The sequence below is a fragment of the Bacteroidota bacterium genome (assembly GCA_016183775.1).
Taxonomy (GTDB): Bacteria; Bacteroidota; Bacteroidia; order JABDFU01; family JABDFU01; genus JABDFU01.
On sequence record JACPDY010000033.1, the window covers coordinates 1 to 24,493 of the forward strand.

General features: G+C 42.8%; 11 protein-coding genes, 1 tRNA gene and 1 pseudogene. 2 read left to right on the forward strand and 11 right to left on the reverse strand.

What is annotated here, in order from left to right:
* The 10 genes and pseudogenes from HYU69_04225 to HYU69_04270 all read right to left on the reverse strand — a co-directional run.
* Positions 1-961 (reverse strand): hypothetical protein (locus tag HYU69_04225; protein ID MBI2269548.1); only part of this gene is annotated, 961 nt, incomplete at its 3' end.
* Positions 962-1,208: 247 nt separating this feature from the next.
* Entirely contained in the window at positions 1,209-3,209 is a 2,001-nt protein-coding gene (locus tag HYU69_04230; GenBank protein ID MBI2269549.1) for a gliding motility-associated C-terminal domain-containing protein, read from the reverse strand.
* A 48-nt stretch (positions 3,210-3,257) separates the two neighbouring features.
* Positions 3,258-3,389: pseudogene (locus HYU69_04235) on the reverse strand (SprB repeat-containing protein).
* Positions 3,386-10,750, reverse strand: a complete 7,365-nt coding sequence (locus HYU69_04240) for a PKD domain-containing protein (protein MBI2269550.1) — start codon at positions 10,748-10,750, stop codon at positions 3,386-3,388. Before HYU69_04240 ends, HYU69_04235 begins: the two are co-directional and overlap by 4 nt.
* Positions 10,751-10,931: 181 nt before the next feature.
* Complete coding sequence (locus HYU69_04245; protein ID MBI2269551.1) at positions 10,932-14,711, reverse strand: carboxypeptidase regulatory-like domain-containing protein; 3,780 nt, start codon at positions 14,709-14,711, stop codon at positions 10,932-10,934.
* A 117-nt stretch (positions 14,712-14,828) separates the two neighbouring features.
* Positions 14,829-15,788: a type IX secretion system membrane protein PorP/SprF gene (locus HYU69_04250; protein ID MBI2269552.1), complete on the reverse strand. Its 960-nt coding sequence runs from the start codon at positions 15,786-15,788 to the stop codon at positions 14,829-14,831.
* A gap of 21 nt (positions 15,789-15,809) precedes the next feature.
* Complete coding sequence (locus HYU69_04255; protein MBI2269553.1) at positions 15,810-16,541, reverse strand: gliding motility-associated C-terminal domain-containing protein; 732 nt, start codon at positions 16,539-16,541, stop codon at positions 15,810-15,812.
* 15 nt (positions 16,542-16,556) lie between these two features.
* Entirely contained in the window at positions 16,557-18,356 is a 1,800-nt protein-coding gene (locus HYU69_04260; GenBank protein ID MBI2269554.1) for a hypothetical protein, read from the reverse strand.
* Between the two features lie 20 nt (positions 18,357-18,376).
* On the reverse strand, positions 18,377-21,286 hold the full coding sequence (locus HYU69_04265; GenBank protein MBI2269555.1) for a collagen-like protein: 2,910 nt from the start codon (positions 21,284-21,286) through the stop codon (positions 18,377-18,379).
* On the reverse strand, positions 21,283-22,569 hold the full coding sequence (locus tag HYU69_04270; protein MBI2269556.1) for a collagen-like protein: 1,287 nt from the start codon (positions 22,567-22,569) through the stop codon (positions 21,283-21,285). Before HYU69_04270 ends, HYU69_04265 begins: the two co-directional genes overlap by 4 nt.
* A 441-nt stretch (positions 22,570-23,010) precedes the next feature.
* Here HYU69_04270 and HYU69_04275 point away from each other — a divergent pair.
* Both HYU69_04275 and HYU69_04280 read left to right on the forward strand, forming a co-directional pair.
* Positions 23,011-23,084: transfer RNA gene (locus HYU69_04275), tRNA-Pro, on the forward strand.
* 336 nt (positions 23,085-23,420) lie between these two features.
* Entirely contained in the window at positions 23,421-23,894 is a 474-nt protein-coding gene (locus tag HYU69_04280) for an integrase catalytic domain-containing protein (GenBank protein ID MBI2269557.1), read from the forward strand.
* A gap of 255 nt (positions 23,895-24,149) precedes the next feature.
* Here the strand turns inward: HYU69_04280 and HYU69_04285 are convergent, their stop codons facing one another.
* The gene (locus HYU69_04285; GenBank protein ID MBI2269558.1) at positions 24,150-24,386 is read right to left on the reverse strand and encodes a hypothetical protein; all 237 of its coding nucleotides are present in this window, start codon (positions 24,384-24,386) and stop codon (positions 24,150-24,152) included.
* Positions 24,387-24,493: the final 107 nt, after the last annotated feature.

Genomic DNA, 24,493 nt, shown 5'->3' on the forward strand with positions numbered 1-24,493 from the left:
GTATGATGTTACCACTCTGGTCTCTTACCAACGCTGTAAAGAACGGCTGCTCAGGTTTGGTATGCTTGGGATCTTCAAATACAACAGCGTATCTATACGTGAAATTCGCATTAAATTTTGAAACTAAAAAAGTCTGGCTGACCTGTTCACCCTGGGCACCGTTAATGTTATTGCCAAGCCGGAGCGATTTGCTTCCAACCCCCGCCAAAGGGAATCCGCCGCAGGGATCCGTCCCCCCCGGGCCCACAATGGTATGTCTTCCTGTAACTGCTGTGTAACCGGTCATGTTATAATTCGGAGTTTGAGCACCGACGGGCCCGGTCACAACTGTTCCTGTACTGGCAAACCATCCATTCAGGTTGCCTTGTTCGAAATCCATATTGACACATGTCGCATTTTGCGTAACTACCGTAAAGGTTGAAGATAAATTAAAGTTGATACAATCGGCATTCGGAGCGGCATTGCTTCCATCCACAAGCAAATAATAACACTGACCCGCAGTTACTTTTGCTCCTATTGTTACCAGGGTAGCAGGAGTTGTTGTGCCACTAACTATTCCGCTTCCTGAAACCAGGCATGTTGATGAGCCGGGACAACCATTAAAAATTGAAATATTAGGATTAGCATTCGTGCCGGTTTTTGGAGAAACATTTTCAAGTGAAAAATTAACATAACCGGACTGTGTTGGACAAAAATAATAAACCCAATCCAAAGCGGTATAGTTTGTCAAACATCCTCCCGCTCCAACATAATCATTCCCTTTGGCGCATGTTGTTTGGCCCTTATAAGATGTTCCGATAGTGATCGGCGAAGCCTGAGCTGCAGTACATGTATTTCCACCCTGAGCAAAAGAATCAGATGAAAATATAACAACAAGTAAGAATGTGATAATTATTTTTTTCAGAAAGTCGAATTGACTAATCAATGACGAAGATGCCTGTATGTATTGTCTATTGCACAAGACTGATGTTTTTTAACACTAAAAACAAAACGTATTCTTCTATTACTTTTCAAACTCAACATACTCAATTGTCCATTTTTCTCAACTAATGCAAGATGAATGTAGTCATTTTCAATAGGAAAAGCAAGGGGGGCGGCACCCATTTTTACAACCCTTACTGGATTTTTGTAAAAAAGGGCATCCAAGCAAATCAAAACAACAATCAAAAAGGTGAACTCCGGTAAATTATAGGGTATTCGCAGAAATACTATTTTACAAGTGTAACATGACCTATATATTGATATCTTCTCTTCATGTAATCACAGGTTTCAATTTTCCATTCATAAACATCCTGCTGGGCGATGTCTTTTCCTCCCTTAGCTCTTCCATCCCAGCCAACATTAAGATCGTCTGTTGAAAAAATAACCAGACCCCAACGATCAAAAATAGTCATTTTGTAGCAGTCAGGATTGATCATAAAGCCTTTAGGGAAGAATGACTCGTTCTTGCCATCACCATTTGGACTAAACGCATTAGGTACATAGAATGTATAATCAGCATGGATCACAACAATATCCGTTGCTGTATCCGTACAACCATATTGAGTTGTAACAAGCAGTTCTACCTCATATCTGCCGGTATCCTGGTAGGTATAAGTTGGATTCTGATCAGTAGATGTTGAATTGAACAGATCCCCAAAACTCCAGTCCCACTTTACAACATCGGTTGAGCTCTTGTCCGTAAAAGTGATATTGGGTGTCAGAATTGTAGTTTCCTTAGGATCTGCCTTGAATGCTGCGGTAGGTAAAGGGTAAACAGTGATGTAATTATTTTTTGTTATTGACGCTACACAACCAAAGCTATCAGTAACAGTTAACTTAACGGTATAACCACCGGCCTTGCGGTAGCAGGCATATGGAGAACAATTCTGGCTTGAACCGCCATCACCAAAATCCCATGAACAGTTTGCGGATGTACCCAAGGTTGTATTGTTGAACTGAATACAAACAGGCTCGCAGCCTGACGTTGTATCCGAAACAAAAGTTGGATCTGGCAAGGCATTAACTTTAACTTCAACCGTATCATTCGCAGAAGGCGTTCCACAACCATCAGAAACCACAACAGTATAACTGGTGGTACCCGTAGGTATGACACTTAATGTAGCTCCTGATGAATTCATAGGCAGCCAGTTATAAGAATAGTTTCCATCGCCACCTGTGGCTGTGGCATTAAGAGTTACCGAACCACCAACACATATATTCTGAGTAATACCGGCATCAAGCTGCAAAGGCGGTTTAACATCTACTGTTACTGTTTGTGTTGATGAAGTACAGCCATTCGCGTCACTTGCAGTGATCGTATATATAGTTGTAGCTACCGGATTCACGCTTACATTTGAACCACTCAGAGATCCAGGCATCCATGAATAAGTGTAAGCAGGCGTACCTCCGTTCGCTGAAGCTGTCAATACCGAACTCTGGCCTATACATATGGTCGATGGTGAAGGAGTCGCCAATGTTATGGCGGCAGGTTCAGTAATAATTACATCTGAAGTTGAAGTGCAGCCTTTAGAATCAGTAACACTAACCGTATATGTGCCGGCAACTAAAACCGAGGCACTTGCACCTGTCCCACCCAATGGTGACCAGGCAAAAGTAAAAGGAGAAGTTCCTCCGCCCGTAGTGGCTACTGCAGAACCATCACTGCCTCCGCTACAACTAACACTACCTGCAGAAGCTGCGGTAACAGCTACCGGAGCAGTATTGCCAACTATTGCGGAAGTTGTTTGTGAACAACCATTAGCGTCCGTAACAACAATCGTATATGTATCAGCTACGAGTAAAGTTGCTGTATCGCCCGTACCACCTGTCGGAGACCAGTTATAAGTCAGAACACCTGATGTTCCCGTTACAGTTGCTACAGCGCTGCCGTTCGCAGCACCACATGTACCGTCTGTTGCTGCAACCGAAACAGTGATTGGAGATGGTTCGGTAATGGTCACTGTAGACACAACAAGACATCCGGCTCCATCACTTACATTAACAGTATAGGTCCCCGCAGAAAGACCATTTTCTGAATTACCGGTATTTCCCGATGGCTGCCAGCTGTATGCATACGAACCTGTACCACCTGTAGCATTTACCTGTGCCGTTCCATTTGTCGCACCATTACATTTGGCATCAGTGGATTGAGTTGTTACAGAAGGACCATTGAGATTATTAATTAACACAGATATTGAGGCTGTACATCCATTTGCATCTGTCACCAAAACATCATAACTACCTGCTGAAAGTCCGATTGCCGCTGAGGTTGCGCCACCACCGGGTGTCCATGAATAACTATATGAACCTGTTCCTCCTGCTGCTGTTACTGTGGCAGAGCCATTGCTGCCTCCGCAATTGGCATCAACAGTGCTTGTTGATAACTGAATTATAGTTGGTTCTGTTATAGTAACCGTGCATAAGGAGTTATTCCACCCGTTGAAGTAACAGAAGCTGTTCCATCAGAAACTCCACTGCATGTAACGTTTGAAGATGACTGTACGCTTATTACGGGACTACCTATATTATTAACAATTGCCGTTTGAGTGACACTGCAATTATTGCCATCAGTTACAATTACAGTGTAAGAAGCCGCAGCTAAATTAGAAGCTGTAATTGCGGTTCCTCCGGACGGCTGCCATGAATAACTCAATGTGCCGGCTCCACCGGTTGCTGTAAGAACCGCGCTTCCATTTGCTGAACCACAGGCGGCGTCAGTTACCGCCACAGATACATTTATCTGTGGAGATTCGGTGATCGTTACAGTTGATGTGATCAGACACCCTCCGGCATCATTTACACTGGCCGTATATGTTCCGGGAGGAAGGCCACTTACAGAAGCTGTCGTGTTGCCCGATGGCTGCCAGCTATATGTATATGAACCGGTACCGCCTGTAGCATTTACCTGGGCTGTTCCATCTGCCGCGCCATAACACAAAATATCTGTTGACTGAACCATTATAGTCGGACCACTAAGATTATTGATAGTTACAGATGTTGAATTTGTACATCCATTCGCATCAGTAACCATAACATCATAGCTGCCTGCAGAAAGTCCGTTTGCGGCTGAAGTTGCCGCACCACCCGGTGTCCATGAATAATTATATGAACCTGTTCCTCCTGCTGCTGTTACTGTGGCAGAGCCATTGCTGCCTCCGCAATTGGCATCAACAGTGCTTGTTGATAACTGAATTATAGTTGGTTCTGTTATAGTAACCGTTGTAAATGAAGCGCAATTATTGGCATCGGTAACAGTAACCGTATATATTCCTGCTGAAAGATTGCCCGCGGTACTTCCTGTTCCACCCAAAGGCGACCAACTATACGTATACGGGGTAATTCCTCCTGAGGAAGTAACAGAAGCTGTTCCATCAGAAACTCCATTGCATGTAACATCTGCAGATGACTGTATACTTACTACCGGACTACCTATATTATTAACAATACCTGTTTGAGTGACGCTGCAATTATTACCATCAGTAACAATTACAGTGTAAGAGGCCGCAGCTAAATTGGAAGCTGTAATTGCGGTTCCTCCAGACGGCTGCCATGAATAACTCAATGTGCCGGCTCCACCAGTTGCTGTAACAACCGCGCTTCCATTTGCTGAACCACAGGCGGCATCAGTTGTAGAAACCGAAACATTGATCTGCACCGGCTCAGTGATGGTAACAGTCGAGCTGATCAGACAACCTCCCCCATCATTCACATTTATTGTATATGTTCCTGCGGTCAGGCCACTTAAAGAATTTGTTGTGCTTCCCGATGGCTGCCAGCTGTATGTATATGAACCGGTACCGCCTGTAACATTTACCTGGGCCGTTCCATCTGCCGCGCCATAACATAAAATATCGGTCGACTGAGTAGTTACTGCAGGGCCACTGAGATTATTAATAGTTACAGCTGTGGTTGAGGAACATCCGCTGGCATCAGTAATTGAAACATCGTAATTTCCGGCTGAAAGCCCACTTGCCGTTGCGCCTGTCGCTCCTCCCGGTGTCCATAAATATGTATAAACTCCCGTGCCGCCTGTCGCAGCAACAGTAGCGGATCCATTACTGTTCCCGCAATTGGCATCAGTTGATGTCGTTGTCAATCCAATAATAGCCGGTTCTGAAATAGTAACAGTAGTAACCACAATACAATTATTTACATCCGTAACGGTAACAGTATACGTCCCTGCAGAAAGGCTATTTGCAGTATCCCCGGTTCCGCCAATTGGACTCCAACTATATATTAACGGCGCTGTTCCCCCGGATGTGGTTACAGATGCACTGCCATTCGCGGCTCCATTACATGTCGCATCATTAAATGAATTGATACTACCAGTCATCCCGCCGGCACTATTTACGATCGCAGTTGTTGTTGTGCTACAGTTATTTGCATCAGTTATTGTAACAACATAATTTCCGGTTGGAACATTTGCAGCAGTTTGCCCTGTTCCTCCCAATGGCGACCATGAATAAGTATACGGCCCCTGACCTCCGCTTACTGTTACCGACATGGAACCATTATTACCTCCGCATGCAGCAGGAGTGGTTGCAGTTACCGGCTTGATTGAATCAGGTTCGGCTATTGTAAGCACTGTATCACGTTTGCAACCCAAAGAATCAATGATCGAAACAGAATAGGTCATGGCAGATAATCCTGTAATGGTCTGAGCTGATGCCCCTGTTGACCAAGAATAAGTATATGGAGCAATTCCACCGGTTGGAGTAACACTCAACGTACCATTTGCTGCTCCTTTACATTTTATATCAACCTTAGCAGAAGTAATTGATGTTATACCGGGTTTAACAACTACCAGAGCGGTATCCTTTCCTGTATTGCCTGCTGCATCAGTTATTGTAACAGTATATATGATCGTTGAAGCCGGACATACGCTATGAGGTCCTAAACCGGTTTGCCCGCTGCTCCATTTATATGAGTATGGTTTTATCCCGCCGCCGCCACCGGTAGCAGTAAGTGAAACACAGCCTGCCTTACAGGTAATATTTCCGGCAACCGTAACCTTCGGATTTGTACAACTCACAGTTACCTTAACTGTATCGCTGTTCTTACAACCGTTACTTCCTTTAGCGCGTAAAATATAATCTGTTGTTGAAGCCGGTTTAGCAATAGGATTCAGAATATTCGGATTAGATAACCCGGTAGTCGGAGTCCAGTTATAAGTTATACCATCAGTAGTTCCTTTCAACGAATCAACTTCGCCGCCGGCAACACAAATAGCTACCGGTAACGGTTTCGTGGTTATATCAACTTTTGCCGAAGTATCAATACATCCTGCTGTTGTTTTAGCGACAAGGCGATATGCACCATCATCAGTAACAATCATATTCTGAGACGTGCCTTTTGGCGCAGGAATAGCCACTCCGTTGAGGTACCATTGGTAAGATGCCATCCCACCGAGCACTCTTAACGTATCTCTTTTGCACATTTCATAACACCCAACCGGGAAACCATTTAAGTTTGGTTTCGGGTTTAACTTGATGTCCTTGTTTGCAGTTTTATAACATCCGTTTTTATCCTGCACAGTCAGGTACTGGGTACCTCCCGTATTTACAGTTATAGAAGTTTGTGTTGATCCGTTAGTCCATTCATAAGTTAAAGGGGGAGTTCCACCGGATGATGAGCCTACAAGAGTAATTGTGGTTCCGTCACAAAAAGATCCAGGGCCTGTTATTGTCGGCATTGTAGGGGAAGGCTGTATTGAAGTAATAGTGTCCTCGGGAGGATCAACAAAACACCCGGTTGTTTTATCAACAACGTGTACCCTATAAATACCCGTAGTACTTGTAGTATATGTATATGTAGTGGCTCCACTTATAGCCACACCATTTTTGTACCACTGGTAAGAAAAATTTTTACTATAAGATGCGCTATAGCTGGCAGTTGTACCGGCACAAATAAAGCCATTTACGTTGGAATACATATATGCAGATGGAGTAGACAATACTTTAACATAAACCTGAGGTATTTTAACAACACATCCGGTAGCGAATGTTATAGTGCAGCTGTAGTATCCTGTCTGATTAACCAATATATACTGACTGGTTGCACCATTCGACCACTGATAGCTTGCTGCCGCAGTCGCCGTAAGCAGTACTGTACCACCCCTGCAGAACGTAGTTGGACCATTAGCCGTAATGGATGCTCCTCCTGAAGGAGAAGAAACAACTACAGTATGCGTTACCGTACTCGAACAACCAGTAACATCAGTAACGGTCAACTTCACAGTATAGTTTCCAGGCGAACCATAGGTGTGATATGGATTTTGATTATTAGAAATATAACCATCTCCAAACTCCCATTTCCATTCATATAATGAGGTTCCGGTAGAACCATCCGTGAATTTTGTAGGAAAAGTTATACAAGCGGAAGGTGCAGTAAATTCAGCTGTCGGTTTAGGAGGAATTGTAACCGTCTGAGAAGTAGTTCGCGTACAAACAGAACCACTAATAGATAATACTACGGTATAAGTTCCGGGAGCGGCATAAGTATGACCCGGATTTTGAGCAGTAGATGTATTGCCATCTCCAAAGTCCCAATTCCAGTTGGTAATCGGTGATCCGCTCGTATGCATTGACTTATCAGTAAAGATAGCTCCGCCGCAATTTGGCTTATATTTGAAAGCCGCTTTATATGGGATTTCAATAGGAATATACTGAGCTTTCCAACCCGTTTTTGGCAACGCAAAATGAGTCCAGAATGTAATATAGTAATACCCCGGCATCGCATATAAATGCAACGGGTTCTCATTTGTGTCGATTGAAGTAAAATCCCCGAACTCCCACGACCACCTGTCGGTTGCATCCGGCGAGGTGTTACTAAATTGAATATTTCTGACACAGATAATCTGTGTGGCTAAAACTTTATCGTCTCCCGATCCTGAAGAAATATTTGACATGGTTGAAACACCACCGCCAAATTTATCACCTCCCCCTACAGGAACAGGACGTAAGTCGCCCGCACCAACGCCACCGGCACCCGCTGCACCAACAGCGCCAGATGAGCTGGAACCATTGCCCGGAGGACCCGGAGGACCACTCCCTGAAAGTGTGCCACAGGAAATTCTACTAATATAGAATGGATTAGAAGTGGTAATACATCCATATGAATTAGTCACTACCAACCAATATTTTCCACTATCAAGAGCGGTATAACTAGGAGAATTTGTTCCGACAGGTGTCCCCTTGTGATACCATTGATATGTAACAGATCCGTTTCCCCCACCTTGCAAAGCCCTTAAAGTGGTATTTACTGTATTCGGAACTATGCATCCATAATTATGAGGGTCTTCCGATGAAATATGAGCCATCGGAGCTTCCTGCATCGGAACTTCAATCTTTTCTTTGCCAACACAACCATTTTTCCCTTTAACATATACAATATAATAGCCATCCGTAGTGACCACTGCAGTTTGCCCGGTACCTCCCGATGGCGACCAACTGTATGTGGAATAGCCAGGCGAGGTAGATAATGTCACACTTCCATTCGTGGGACACATATAACCAACAGAACTTATAGGAGGCTTGGGGGATGGATTAATTGTTACTGTAAAAGTGGAAACCATGGGAGTCGGACACAAAGTAGTCTTACAGGTAATTACCGCTGTGCCCGCACTTGAAAACTCAAGAGAAATTGCACTGGTTCCCTGACCGGTAATTATACTTGCAAACTGAGGAGGACTAATTGACCATGCATAAGTCGCACCCGTTAAATAAGGAACAGAGTAAGTGTACGTATTGTCAACGCATGTGGAATCTTTTCCTTTGATAGGCGGAGGAACAGAGGTTAAGTCATACACCGGAATAACCAATGGTGCAGATGAGCAATAAGGCGCGTATCCGTTATTTTGTTTGACTGTAAATGAATAAGGGCCGGTTGTGCCCCATTTTATCCAGACATCATTTCCACTAGTACTTGTTATAGTACCATTAGTGGCAGTCCAGTTATAACTATACGGACTTGTAGGGCCTAAGGAAGTATACTTATAAGTTGATCCGGGACAAATATATAAAGGGCCATCAACAGAAGGCGGACGAACAGAATCAACATAAACATAAGTGTATGAAGAATCGTTACAGTATTTGTTAGCAGTGGTTGGCTTTGCAATTACCATATGACTTCCGGCATATGGCCAATTAATAACAACTGAACCTGTACCCTGTCCCGAAGTTATTGTTCCCTTCTTATCCGGAATTGTCCATGTCATGCCTCCGGAAGGGCTTGCTGTAATTGTACCGCTACCACCCTTACAAAGAGAGTATGTAGTTGTGCTCACCGAAAAGTAAGGCAATATGATCACATCGAGCGTAGTTGAACTCTTACAACCCAATATGGCATGATCAATCGTTACAACAATTTTAGCATTGCCGCTGGTATTCCAGGTAATATCGACAGTATTTGTTCCCTGACCATCATTAATTGTTCCTGCAGTTGCGGGAACAATGCTCCAGGAAACATTACTTCCCGGGAAAGAGGGCATATTATAAGTTGCAGCCTCATATTGACAGACTTTTGTTTTACCTGCAATAGATGACACAGGAGGAATCAACGGAACCGTATTTGTAGTAGGACTTGAACATTGATTGGGATTACATCCGCTTGTTGTTAATGAAACGGTTCCGGTAGGACCATTAGGGCCCCAATTCACTGTAATGTTAGGCGTACCCTGCCCGGATGCAATAGTTCCACCGTTAACAACCCAATTGTATCCCCCACAAACCGGATCAGTGGAATAACTCGAACTGGTACCCGGACAAAATGTTGAAGGGCATGTTACTTTTGGAGCCGGGGTTGATATTACATTCACCGTTTTTGTAACGGTAGTTTCGCAATAGCAACCACTTTTAGTGGTTAACTTAACAGTATGCGGACCACCGGTTGTAAAAACATGCTTGGGATTTTTTTCGGTTGAGGTAGTACCATCGCCAAAATCCCAAAACCACTGAGTAGCATCGGCAGAATTATCAGTAAATTGAGTTTCATTTCCGACGCAAACTGTAGTTGCAGTAAAATCCGCTTTTGGAGCAATATTAATTTGAAAGAACAGAAAGAATGAATCTGTACAGCCAAAAGAATTTGTAGCAGTAACCTTAAATAAAGAATAATAATACCTGCTGCCGCCCGAAGTATAAATTTTATTGACTCCTGAAGAGTCCCACTTAATATCAACACTATTACCTGTGTTAGAACCAACAATAGAACCTCCACCACTATATGTTTTACCATACTTACTACTTGGCTCCCATTTATAAGTAGTTCCGGCTTCCGGAGGAATAATATAATTTTCTGTTTTGCCAGTACAACCGGGGGTGCTGTATGCATAGCCGCCATTGGGACAAGCGGATCCCCCATACTGTCCGTTAGTACCAACAAATGGAAGTGTTCCGCTCGTTATTACAGATGGGTAAGCAGGTCTTGGATTTACTTTAATTGTAGTGGTTGCAGTTTGCGGTACTCCTCCAACGTATACAGTATATGTTATTGTATGCGTACCTGCACCGGCGCTGGAAGGATAAAAATATCCATTTATTACTCCCTGACCGGTATAATAACCGCCGCTCGGACTTCCTCCCGTTAATAAAAAAGCTTTCCCATTCTGGCATATATCAGGAAATGTTCCGGCGGTAACGGGCGGGGGAATAACAACAATGTGGGAAGACTTATTTCCGAAAACGGCAGGCTCTTTCGCACCAAAAAGTATACTGGTAGAAACCCAAAATGATAAAACTAAAAATATATACGTAGAAGTAGTTTTTCTCAATTTTTCAGACTAATATAACGGGACTAATGTAGTAAATTAGTTGAAAAAAGACAATAAACTTGTCAATAATTAACTAACATTTAATTACTGAAGTGCAATTTTAAAAATTTACACTAGCCTCTGCAGCAAACCCAATTTTTTGCAGAATTAAGCAGTTTTTTCTATTCGGGAAAGCCTTACACTACCTTTTTTTCCTATAAATTACTTTAATTTCAACCCTTCGGTTTGGGGCCTGCTGTTCCTCAGTACATGGTAAGGGATCATTACATGAGTTGATGAGTTGAGTTTCGCCATAAGCAACGCATTTAAGCCGGTTCACATTTATCCCTCTGGCAACTAAATAATTCTTTGCCGCACGGGCCCTGAGGTCAGACAGGTACAGGTTTGCCCTGCTAGCCCCACGGCTGTCTGCAAAGCCATCCAATTCAATTATTGTTCCCGGGGTTATTTTAATATATGCCACAACTTTCATCAGCTCATTTTTTGCCTTTGGCGAAAGCGCATATTTGCCTGATTCAAAATAAAGATTTTCAAACAAACCGTAACCATAGGGCAATTTGGGTGACGGCGTTTCGGTTTTTATATTATCTGCTTTTTTATTATCGGCAAAAAGTTTCTTCTCCATCAACTTAAGCTTACTCCATGAATCGTCAACCGATTCTGCCGATAAGGCTTTTACGTCAGATGGCAAAAGCTCAAACCTGAACCGGTTCTTTTTGCTCTTAAACTCACGAACCGTTACACCTCTCTCATCCGTTAAAACAAGCTTCGAAGCCAAAACCAATCCAGGGTCCTTCTCATCCATTTTTATAAAAAAGTTTCCCGCTGGAGGGAGGTTCAAAAAGAAAAAACGCCCGTTCCTGTCGGTGAATGCAGTCTGCAAAAGCTTACCGGAAGCAGTGTACAGGGCTATCTTTGAATTGGCCAACGCTTCGGCTTTCAGGGAATCTCCTGCCAGCAAGCTACCCCTGATGGCGCGCAAAGAATTTTCAGTTTCGTTAAACAGTGTAAATAATTTTTTGTCGCCGGAAAGAAGTTCATATTGAAAAATCCCCTCTTCATTCGACTTCACCTCCTGCATATTATTTCCACTCGCATCTGTTAACACAAGTTTCAGATTGCCCGCAAGAGGCGCATCCCCCTCATCCAGCTTCACAAGATACTTTTTATCGGAAGGAAGGTCTTTAAAAGTGAATTGCCCATTCGCATCGGTTGTAGTTGAATCCACAACTTCCCCTTTGTCATTAACAAGCGTTACTTTTTTATTGGCCATACCTTTGGCCGAACCATCAGCCGTCAACAGTCTGCCAAGCAGGTCGCCTTTCAGACCCGTATCTTCAACCTCCATCAATGAATGCGCCTGGGAATCGGCGCTCAGCAATTGAAATTTAAATTCTCCTTTTGAATTCAACTTCACTTCTTTCACGGTATTACCAGCTCCATCGGCAAGCATGAGGCGCTTCAGGTTCGCCAGCTTAGTGTCCTTTTCATCAATAGACACATAAAAATTTCCATCCGGAGGCAGCTTCGTAAACACAAAGTTCCCGGCGTCATCCGTATAACCGGTTTGCACGATCTCGCCCTTATCATTTAACAGGTTCACTTTGGCATTTGCAACAGGAGCGCCGGTACCATCACCATTCATGATCTTTCCCTTCATACTGAATTTCAAATACGAATCATCAACACTCATTAATGACAATGAAGCGTTTTCGGCCGAAAGGTATTCATAGCGAAAACCGTTTTTTTCATTTTTCATTTCGCTTATCACCTTGCCCTTTTCATCGGCCAGTAAAATTTTGGGAAGGCCCGCGAGTTTAGGGTCGTCCTCATCAATTTTTACCAGGTAGTTTCGATCGGACGGAAGCTTGCTGAAAGTAAAATTTCCCTGGGCATCAGTAGTAACTGTTTGCAACACATCTCCTCTTTCATTCACCAAATTCACTTTTACGTTAACCAATGGTTTCTTGTCACCCGCACTTGAAAGCAATTTTCCGGACATACTCATCTTTAATTTCACATCTTCCTCCTCGCTCAATGTTAACCTGGCCTGGTCAGCAGGAAGAAGCTGAAAATCGAATCCTTTCTCCGCGGTAACAGCAGAAGCGATGATCTCTCCCTTTTTGTTCAGCACATTTATCTTTGTATTAGGAGGAAGCTGAGCTTCATTCTCATCCAGTTTCACAGAATATTTCTGTCCGGCAGGAAGATCGGCAAATACAAATGCTCCTGCACTGTTCGTGATTGTCGCTTTCAATACTTCTCCCATTTCGTTCACGAGGTTAATTTTAGCACTGGTAAGCGGCTTATTATTTTCACCATACAAAATAGTACCGGCTAACGTTGGCAAACCTCCATCGCCTTCATCAAGGATAGGCAACGTATTTTGATCGGCGGGCAGACTCTGGAAAACAAATTTATTTCCCTTTTCGTTTATAACTGTAACACGTACAATCCTGTTTTCATTATCTGCCAGATATAATTTTTTCCGGGCTCTGAGTATCGGATCATCCTCATCCATTTTAACCAGGTACTTTAAATCCGCGGAAAGATTTTCGAATTTAAAAAAGCCCAGGCTATCGGATGTAGTGAAATTGATAACGGTACTATCTTCGGTCATTAAAAAGACTTTTACATTTCTGGCCGGATCATCCAGTTGCTGACTCAGAAGCACCTTTCCGCTTACATCGATCGATTTGTTGGTAACAACATAAGAGTAGATGTCATCCGCGCCGGACCCGCCTAGGCGGTCGGATGAGAAATAACCCTTTTGCATATCCTCAGAAAAAGTTATGCCAAAATCATCCGTGGGGGAATTCAGGGGTAGTCCCAGGTTTGAAACTTTTGTCCATTTATTATTTTCAAAAGAAACTGAAAAAATATCCAACCCGCCAAATCCAGGCTGGCCATCAGATGAAAAATAGAGCAACCCGTCTTTTCGGATATAAGGAAACGCTTCATTGCCTGATGTGTTCACTTCATCGCCGAGGTTTTGAGGCTGCTCCCACTTATCTCCGTTCTTTTTGCTGAACCAGATATCTTTTGCCCCATACCCGCCCGGCATATCTGAAACAAAATAAAGTGTATTACCATCCGAACTTATAAAAGGATGTTCAACACTATAATTATCGCTATTAAACGGAAACTCCCTTAGTTTTTCCCAATTCTGGTCATCCTTATTATTCTTTCTTGTGGAAGCGATCAAAATTTTAGGACGGTTGACAAAGTTCGCTCCTTTTAAATAATTATAAACACGCGTGATGTAAAGTGTTCCGTCGTTATCAAACGAGATGGGCCCATCATGATAATCGGAATTTACTGGAGCAGGGAACGGCCGAGCTTTAGAATAATTTGTTTTACCATTCTCATCAGTAAGAACCACATAATAAACATCAAGAAAGGGTTGCTGGTTGAGTCCGCTCGTTTCGAAATTCACGAGGTCCTTTGAACGTTCGGTGGTAAAAACAATTTTATTTTTATAATGAACAGGACAAAACTCAGCCGCTTTTGAATTTAATTCCTTCACATTCCTGACTTCAAAATGCGGCGGACGGGTGAGCCATATCTTAATATCATCACATGACCTGATCGATACATTAGTGTTTTTATCATCCGGCACAAGGCGGGAATATATTACAAATTGTTCCTTTGCTTTTGATGGTTTGTTGTTATTTTTCAATGCAACACCATAATAAAAATAATTCAATGGGTTGATACCCTTTCTCTGAATCGCTTTTTCATATACTTTTTCGGCCGATTCATATTCTTTAAGTAAACGGTAACAATCGGCCAGTCGCTGAAGAGCCTCTATATTGCTATCCCGCTTTACAATTTTTTTGTAAAGCGGGATGGCTTTAGAATACTCATAATTATTAAAAAAGGTATTGGCTTTATTTAACTGGGCGGTACAGCAGGTTACGCTAAAAATGAAAAGAAAGGCGACAGATACCTGTTTTGTCATAGATCAATGATGCTTCTCAGGCAGGCAAAGTTAACAGAGATTAGGGCAAAATATTCTTTTCAATGCAAATAAATGCAATCGATCTATCTCATTCGGCCCAATTGATCATCAGCAAGATCAAAAATATCGTGGCGAAATAATTCTCGACCTTCCGAATGCATTGAAATCGTAGCTCAGCATTATTTCATGTGATCCTGTACTTAATTTTGTCAATTCATTCATCCCCCAATCGAATGAATAACCAACACGCAGTTTGTCTGTAACAATTATCTGCGTAAGTAAAACTATGCCATAGCTTGAGCGGTAGGAAGCACCAACCCACAACCTTTGCTCGAACAATGCATTGAGGTTAATATCAACACTGAATGGGGAATTTTTGGCAGTCTTTACTACTACTGAAGGATTAAGTATAACAGAACCGGAAACATCAAATGCCTTTCCCCCGGTGAAGAAAACATGAGGCACATAGGAAGCATTATCTCCATTTTGAGCAGCAACAGAAGTAAGTCTGCCATTGAAAAGATGGGTAACACTTAAACCAGTAAACATATCATTATTATAGTAATACATCCCAAAATCAGCCGTAGGAATTATATAATTTGTTCGGTTCTGCGTATAAACATTATCAGCCTGGTCATAATGGTCGATCTGGTTCCAATTATAAATATATTGATATACCCCAAAGCGTAAGCCCATTGCCAACTTACCTTGGGGCAAAGTAAGTTTATAGGAATAAGAACCAAACACGCCGGTAGTTTTTACCGGACCAATCTGGTCGCCCATTACATGCAATCCAAGCCCGATCTTTTTCCTACTAAGCGGGGCATGCACACTCAACGTTTGTGTTTTAGGGGCACCGTCAATTCCAACCCATTGGTTTCGAAGAAGCAGGGAAGTGCTCACCGCGTTTTTACTTCCTGCATATGCCGGATTAATCACCAATTGATTGAACATATACTGACTGTACTGAGGATCTTGTTGCGCTGAAGCGTAATGAAAAATTAAAAATAAAAAATTAAGAATGATAAAATATTTCACTCTAAAACTAAATGTAATATGTTTAAAAAAACTACTCATTCCTAATCTTTCATTATTAATTTACCTCGTCAATTCCACCCAGCCTTTTTCGGTTTTATTATCATACTTCACGACGTAAAAATATGTTCCATCGGGAAGCAACTGCCCCCTTTTATTATCACCATTCCACACAACAGTATTGTTATCATAATCAGAACCTTCCCAAACGGGATCGCCCCAGCGGTTAAAGATCGAGACGTGACTTGTAAAATTCTCAATTCCTGTAATGCGCCAGGTATCATTATGACCATCAGCATTGGGAGTGAATCCCTTGTATATTTTTACCAAACCACACTTCACCTGTTCTTCGATTAAAGTTATTACATCAGAAGCCGTATTACCGGATACATCTGTTACAGTAACAGTATACGTTCCGGCTGCCAGGTTATCAACCAGGGTTCCTATCTGACCACCTGACCAGTTGTAGGTATATAATCCGCCACCGCCAGTTGCCATAGCGGAGATTTTCCCGTCACTGTTACCGATACAGGAAACAGGATCGGCAACAACTGTCAGATTAAGAACAGAAAAAGTAAAATCCGGTTGCTGAAAACCCTGCGTAAACCAAAGATTAGTTGTAGGATCGTTTCCTGTGAACACAACCGTTTCACCAACCGATGAGGAAACACTGATTGAACCGTTGTCGTAAAATGAACCCCAGGAATCTACAACATGATGGCTCAGGTCAACCTGTGCAGCCAGCATGACCGGAACAAATAAAAGGAAAGTGATATTTCTGCTTTTTCCAAACATTGTTGCATCTCACTTTTATTCTATCACTATATAATTAAAGCTTGGTGCCGCGCCTCCTCCTTTAAAATTTAAAAGAAAAGTTGTAGTGGTTGAGGTAACATAATATGTTGTTGCCTGAGCATTGGCATTGGCAGCGGTTATCACTACTTTAGGAGAGGTTGCGTATGGCTTATTGAAAGTAAGCGTTATTACTGAATTGAGGGCTCCCCCATTAGTACCCGCAGTAGTAATAGTTCCTTTAACATCTGTTGATGTTGCACCAATAATTCCCGCTCCAGTAAGTCCATTCGCTGTGGACAAAGTAACGGCAGGCGCAGTACCCGTACTTAATATGTGCCCACCCTTAACAGCCAATACAGCCGTAGGAGATGTAGCATGGGTACTTTCAAAAACAGCTACATTCCCTGTTCCATTTGATACGGCATACAAAGAATTACCTGCACTAAAAGAGTTAACTATTTGAAAATAACCTGCTCTACCTGTTCCATAATTGTATCCGTTAATTGCATCACCCGATCCATTGTGATAAACACTCAAAGCATCACTGGGATTTGAAGCACTTGTTACCTCAAAATAACCTGCCCTACCTGTACCGTTTGAATAAGCGGCTAAAGCAATATTTGCGTTTGCCGCATTGTTAATTTGAAATTCTCCGGCTCTACCTATGCCTGTTGCATTACCAAATATAGTAGCGCCGCTGCCATTGGTTGTCGAATAAATAGCGTCCGATGCGTTAGCGACATTGCTTATTTGAAAATAACCTGCTCCGCCTGTGCCGGTATTATATCCGTTTATTGCATCACCTGAACCACTATGATAAAAAGCTGCTCCATCACCTGCTCCACCTGTTTTTCTCACATGCAACTTAGCTATAGGAAAGGAAATACCAATACCAACACTATCACTAATATTATTCAGGTATAAACGGGGTGGCGTTCTTGTCCAGGTATTTATTCCACCGGGCAGAGTCTGCCAGGAAGCATTACCTGAAGCATCGGAAGTAAGCACTTTCGAAGTTCCCTCGTTGCCATCAACAATTCTCAATGTATTCGGATTACCCGCTAATGCAATATAATTAGTGTTTGATGTATTGGTTGCGACGATCCCCCATGTTGCACCCTCACCCCATACACCATAATCACCAAGACCTGCATTCCGGATATTACCATAACCCGCCAGATATGCCCTGCTATATAAAGTTGTTGCTGAAGGTGTGCCTGTATTATTTCCGATAGCCGCAAATGCATTCGACTGACTGCTATTATTAGAATAGACATGGGTAACACCGGTTGTATCACCAACACTTGCCGCACTATTAATCTCTAACTTATGTAAAGGAGATGAAGTTCCGATACCGATATTTGTCCCATTATCAAATATTAAAGAATTAGATAATGAAAATGAGCCACTCCATTTAGGCACAAAATCAATAGTCCCGCTGCCGGAAACAGGAGTGCCGGCAAGAATATTCCCTGATGTAGTTATCATTTGAAAATTAGTGCCGTCATAAACAATTGTTACAATCTGGTCCAATTTAATATCTCCAGCCGATAAAGCGACATTAGCCGTATTAACAATACTTACAGGACCATGACTATTTACATTAATAGTTGCAGCACCTGTATTTGCTATATGAGACTTAAACGTGATGGACATCCCGTTCACATATCCGTTTGTATTCGCGGGGTAGGAAAGAGTATATGCAGCGCCTGTTCCTGAAGAAATGAGTTCAACCTGGGCAGATAATTGACTGGAGAAAATAACAATTATTATTACCAGGAGGAATCTCACATGATCAACTATTTTAGATATCATTTTGCCAGAATTATTTGAACTTATTTTAGAAGTACTCTTCCTACACCATTTGCCGCAACATTCTCCAGCCATACTCCAATAGATGCTCCGGTACCGGGCAATGCTGTGCTTGCAGCGCTTCCGGCAGTTAAGCCGCTTGTTATGGCGTGCTGACCTCTTACAGCACCACCTGCATCTGCCTTCAGCGAGACAACCCCTGAAACAGCCACACGACCGATTGAGCCTGCCGCAACAGCTCCATCAATTGCTACACCAACAACATCCGTGCGCCCTGCTGCTGCTATTGTGGTTACCGAGTTATCTGTAGCAGGATCAACAATAACAACTTGATTTGCACCTACTACTCCCATGTATTGCAGCCAAACTACAACAGGTGTATTACCGGTTTTTGCTCCATTACCCAAGCCAATTTCGCCGGCCACCTGTAGCTTAGTGGTAGGTATTACTAAACCCATACCTATTCCTACAAATGAATTACCCGACTCCACCTTATGAACTACCATGATTGCATCATTGGCAGAAACGTTTGCAACAGCATTATCTTTAACTGCAAAAATCATCTGATTTGCAGGACCGCCGGTCCATCTGTAAAAAATCGCTCCGGTATAACGCTCATCCAAAGTTGAAGAATTGGATTTAAATCTTAAGCCTGTCATATAGTTTGCTATGCCTGCAGAATTTACCAAATCAATGAATACTCCTTTATCAACAGAAGCCGTTGGAACTGTATTGTCAGTAATATGCAGTTTTGAAAACGGCGTAGTTGTACCAATACCAACATTACCTGTTGAAAGAATTCTCATCCTTTCAAAACTGGAACCAGCACCACCTGCCCTGAAAGCAAGATCCTGAGCATCCGTTGTGCCAACAAAATTTGTAGCAGGAGTAGTACCCGCATTCCCGGTCAAACCCCATGCATTGGCAGCAGTTACAGGATTTATCCAACTGAGTATTCCGGATCCATTTGTATAAAGGAGCTCACCAGCAGCACCGTCATTGGCCGGAAGCGTCCAGATTTTATTCGAGCCTATCGCATCAGGCGCTTTAAAGCCAACATAATTCGCTCCATTCGCGGCAAGTTCATTGAATTGTAATTCACTTGTACTTCCTGCTGCAGTAAAGAATGGTCTCAATATAACACCGGCATTAACTGTGACCCCGGGAACAATATCAAGGGCAGCAGCAGGCGTTGGAGTTCCGATACCAACATTACCTCCATTAACAAAGTATATACCTTGCGAAGCTGTTAATGCAGAATTTGTGAAGAACCGATAACCACCATTGAAGCGCATTGTCATTTGATCAACAGCACTTGATTGAGTCAGGGCAGGAGCACTTCCACTCCAGTCGCCTATTACTAATGAACCAAGGTGATTGGCCTGCACATAGTTCCCCAATGCAGTAGCTCTGAAACCGTTAACAACATTATTAGAACCAATCGCTGTGCTAAATCCACCGGTACCAGAAAGTCCGGTACCAATTCTAACCTGTGGTAATGAAGAACCTATAAAGCGGGCTACTTCAACATTGTTCGATTTCACAATAAAATCTATGGCATCGGTAGTACCAATAAAATCTGTTGCGGCATTTGTACCCGAATTACCGGTGAGCGCCCATGCTTTTGCTGCAGTTGCTGGATTTACCCAACTCATAACACCAAGTGTGGTACTGCTTAAGACATAGCCACTTGTAGCAGGAGCATCTGTTGGTAAAGTATAAGTAACATCATTCAATGATGCGCCCGACTGGATCGTAACAGCTTTTCCATTTGAATTATTGTTAAATATCAATGATCCATTTGTGTTTGTAGCAAATCCCAGACGCAGGTCACCATTAACATGTAAAAGCGATGTTGGAACTTGTATTCCAATACCAACATATCCTGTAGAAATAATTTTCATCCTTACTGTATCGTTCATAACGTCCTTTATGCTGAATATTCCGCCGGTAGATTCCTGACCCATAAACCATTCTCCTAATGCGGTTTTTACCCTGTATCCTGTTTTAAAATTCCCTCCGGTATTTTCAAGTGTGACCTCTAAAGGATCGGACGACCCTTTGATGTGAAGCAAGGATGTCGGAACAACACCAATACCAATATTTGCACCATCATTATACAGATTGGAAGTAGCAATCCAATCTGTTCCATCGTGATATATAGTTTGTCCTGTTGTACCAACAATACCAAATGTACCGGTAGCGCCATCAGCTCCGGTTGGACCAGTTGCTCCGGTAGCGCCATCAACACCATTTGTTCCAGCTATGCCCGTGGCGCCGGTTTCTCCGGTTGCACCAGTTACTCCATTCGTTCCAGCTGTACCTGCAGCGCCTGTTGCACCCGTTACTCCATTCGTTCCTGCTGTACCTGTGGCGCCTGTTGCGCCAGTTATTCCATTCGTTCCGGCTGTACCTGTAGCGCCCGTTGCTCCTGTGACTCCATTTGTTCCTGCCGTACCTGTAGCGCCTGTTGCGCCCGTTACTCCATTCGTTCCGGCCATACCTGTGGCACCCGTTGCACCAGTTACTCCATTCGTTCCGGCCGTACCTGTGGCGCCTGTTGCGCCCGTCACTCCATTAGTTCCTGCCGTACCTGTAGCACCCGTTGCTCCCGTTACTCCATTCGTTCCTGCTGTACCTGTTGCTCCCGTTGCTCCTGTAACTCCATTTGTTCCGGCCGTACCTGTGGCGCCTGTTGCACCCGTCACTCCATTAGTTCCGGCTGTACCTGTAGCGCCCGTTACTCCTGTAACTCCATTTGTTCCGGCCGTACCTGTGGCGCCTGTTGCACCCGTCACTCCATTAGTTCCTGCCGTACCTGTAGCACCCGTTGCTCCTGTGACTCCATTCGTTCCGGCTGTACCTGTGGCGCCCGTTGTGCCCGTCACTCCATTAGTTCCGGCCGTACCTGTGGCGCCTGTTGCACCCGTCACTCCATTAGTTCCTGCCGTACCTGTAGCACCCGTTGCTCCTGTGACTCCATTCGTTCCGGCTTTCCGGCTGTACCTGTGGCGCCCGTTGTGCCCGTCACTCCATTAGTTCCGGCTGTACCTGTAGCGCCAGTTACTCCATTAGTTCCTGCCGTACCTGTGGCGCCCGTTGCTCCATTAGTTCCGGCTGTACCTGTGGCGCCCGTTACTCCATTAGTTCCTGCCGCACCTGTGGCGCCTGTTGCACCCGTCACTCCATTAGTTCCGGCTGTACCTGTAGCGCCTGTTGCGCCCGTTACTCCATTTGTTCCTGCCGTACCTGTAGCGCCCGTTGCTCCATTAGTTCCGGCTGTACCTGTAGCGCCCGTTGCTCCTGTGACTCCATTTGTTCCTGCCGTACCTGTAGCACCCGTTGCTCCTGTGACTCCATTCGTTCCGGCTGTACCTGTGGCGCCCGTTGTGCCCGTCACTCCATTAGTTCCGGCTGTACCTGTAGCGCCTGTTGCGCCAGTTACTCCATTAGTTCCTGCCGTACCTGTGGCACCCGTTGCGCCCGTGACTCCATTTGTTCCGGCGGTACCTGTGGCACCTGTAGCACCTGTGCTTCCTGTATTTCCTATAGAACCAGTTGGACCTGGGATCGTCGAAGCGGCACCAGTCGGACCTGTTGGTCCCATAATTCCAGGATTACCCGTAACACCCGCAGCTCCTGTTGGACCAGGAATTGTTGAAGCAGCACCGGTTGCACCGGTAGCTCCTGTAATTCCTATAGAACCGGTTGCGCCGGTTGGACCAGGAATTGTCGAAGCAACACCGGTTGCACCTGTTGGTCCTACAATTCCAGGATTACCCGTAGCCCCAGTAACGCCTGTAGCTCCTGCCGGAGCATTACCAGCAAATAAAGCATAGGGCACAGACATCAGTTGAGCTTTGCCTGTAGACTGATATCCACTCCCGGCATAATCTACAAAAACTTCAAGGAAATGACTAGCTGCACCCCAATTTATGGCCAAAAAAGTTCCTGTAACCGGAGTCCCGTTTCCAATTACCAAATTGAACAAACCAAATTTATTTGTTGAAATATTTAAATATTCCTCGGTATATAAATTTGATCCTGTTATAGTAAACTTTACATTGATTATTTTATTGGCAAGTATATTTCCCGAATTGTCGCGGGCAATAGCCTGATAGTTGATGCCCTGAGGTGCACCTTGCGCATTTACAAGATCACTTATAATAAAAAAAGAGAATAATATTAAGTATGAAAAAAGTAGTTTTCTCTTCATTACTAAATTATATTAGGCGTTTAATTGAACCTTAATGTTAGCTATCAAATATAAAAAAATTAACAAACTGAAATTCAATAATATAACAATTTTTAACCGCCTGTATATTACACTATATTATAAAAATACTATCAGGCATTTTATACGTGAATCAAAACGAATAAGTTTCAATATTGCCCCTTTTTAATGTACGTCGTTCGATTTCAATAATTATCACACCTGACTTAAACAGAAGATATGAAAATCTTTTTATCGATTGAACACCTTCCTTTTTAACAATTGTCTGAAAAATCAATGATACAATTGCATTAAGGAATCTTGGTTTGGCAAAAAATAATATATTTGTACCCCTTCATATCATATGTCATTACCTGAAACTTAAACCCTAATAACCAAAAGTAAATTTTGCAATAGATGCAAATTGTTACCACATTGTACAAACGGGATGTAGCGTAGCCTGGTATCGCGCCAGCATGGGGTGCTGGAGGTCGTTGGTTCAAATCCCGCCATCCCGACTTATTAATTTTTCATCTATTACCAAAAGTTCACAGACTTCAATGTCTGTGGGCTTTTTTCATTTTAAGGCCTACCAATAATTACCATCTTTTACCATACCTTTTGCGTCCTATTCGTTACCATAACCCATTTTAGCAAATAGGTAACCGAATTGTTCAAAACCCTTTGTAGGTAAGGGGATACAACTGTACACAAAACGGAACAATGAAACATATCCAACGATTCAAAAGGATTATTAATTATGCCATTGACAAGGCTGGTTATTGGGGAGTCCTTTTGTTCGTTACAAATCAAAATTCAACAGAAGTAATCGCGAAAGATTGACTCAGAGCGAATTGGATACTATTGAACAAAAACAATTTGATATCCCTCGATTGCAATTAGTGAAAGACCTTTTTGTGTTTGCTTGCTATACAGGTAAGGGATATAAGGATACTAAAAACCTAACAACTTCAAATATTGAAATACGAATAGAAGGTCAAAAATGGCTCCATTGCGAACGCAGCAAAACAACAATGCAATCCGATGTGATGCTATTTCCAACCGCCTTAGAAATAATAGAAAAATACAAAGAACATCCAGTTGCAATTAGTAGAGATAAATTATTTCTATCATTAAGTGATCAACAATTAAATAGCTATCTGAAAGAAATAGCAGACGTTTGCAGTATTAAGAAAAACCTAACTTTCTGTGTTGGAAGGCACACCTTCGCGAGTACAATATGTGCAGACAACGGAGTCTCTTTAGAAACTTGCATGAATGCGTTAGGTCATTCAAAACCACAATCCACACTCGTTTATTACATTTAATGGAATTACAACGAAAGCTCATATTCCAGAGAGAAAATAGAAAATTTGCCTAATTGAAAAGCCCTCATAATTTGGGGGCTTTTTTTAAAACCATTCTACGGCGAAAAGTATCCCAATCACCAATCCAGTTCCCAAACCAAAGCCTAATGAACATTTAAGTAATTCAGGTATGGTAAAGAATCCAGGGTGATATAAATTAATAAGGAAACCTACTATAGAAAACAAAATAAAAAAAATTAAAACATGCAATATAACTCAATGGCCTGCTTTACCGCCAAACCGGTTCATATTCGACAAAATAATACTTTTAATTTCATAATAATCTTTCTTACCTATTGCATTATTTAACATTTTAACCTGATCATTTTTAAGATGAATATTGCCGACATCTCCAAGCGTCTTCAAAAAAATATGTCCCTGCATTGAACCATCTGCAAGTACATCACGAACCGTTTTCATCTCATTTTTTGGTACAGAACCTTTATTTTTCATAAATAACAATATTGGTTAGGAGATATCAATGACCGTGCCTAAATCTAATAGTAAGATATGATCGATCTGCTTAAATAGTCTGAATGGCATTTCTTATTTATTAAACG

Coding starts and splice junctions, on each gene's coding strand:
- HYU69_04245 (MBI2269551.1), bottom strand. CDS start 14,711: ATGACAAAACAGGTATCTGTCGCCTTTCTTTTCATTTTTAGCGTAACC.
- HYU69_04250 (MBI2269552.1), bottom strand. CDS start 15,788: ATGAGTAGTTTTTTTAAACATATTACATTTAGTTTTAGAGTGAAATAT.
- HYU69_04255 (MBI2269553.1), bottom strand. CDS start 16,541: ATGTTTGGAAAAAGCAGAAATATCACTTTCCTTTTATTTGTTCCGGTC.
- HYU69_04260 (MBI2269554.1), bottom strand. CDS start 18,356: ATGATATCTAAAATAGTTGATCATGTGAGATTCCTCCTGGTAATAATA.
- HYU69_04270 (MBI2269556.1), bottom strand. CDS start 22,569: ATGAAGAGAAAACTACTTTTTTCATACTTAATATTATTCTCTTTTTTT.
- HYU69_04285 (MBI2269558.1), bottom strand. CDS start 24,386: ATGAAAAATAAAGGTTCTGTACCAAAAAATGAGATGAAAACGGTTCGT.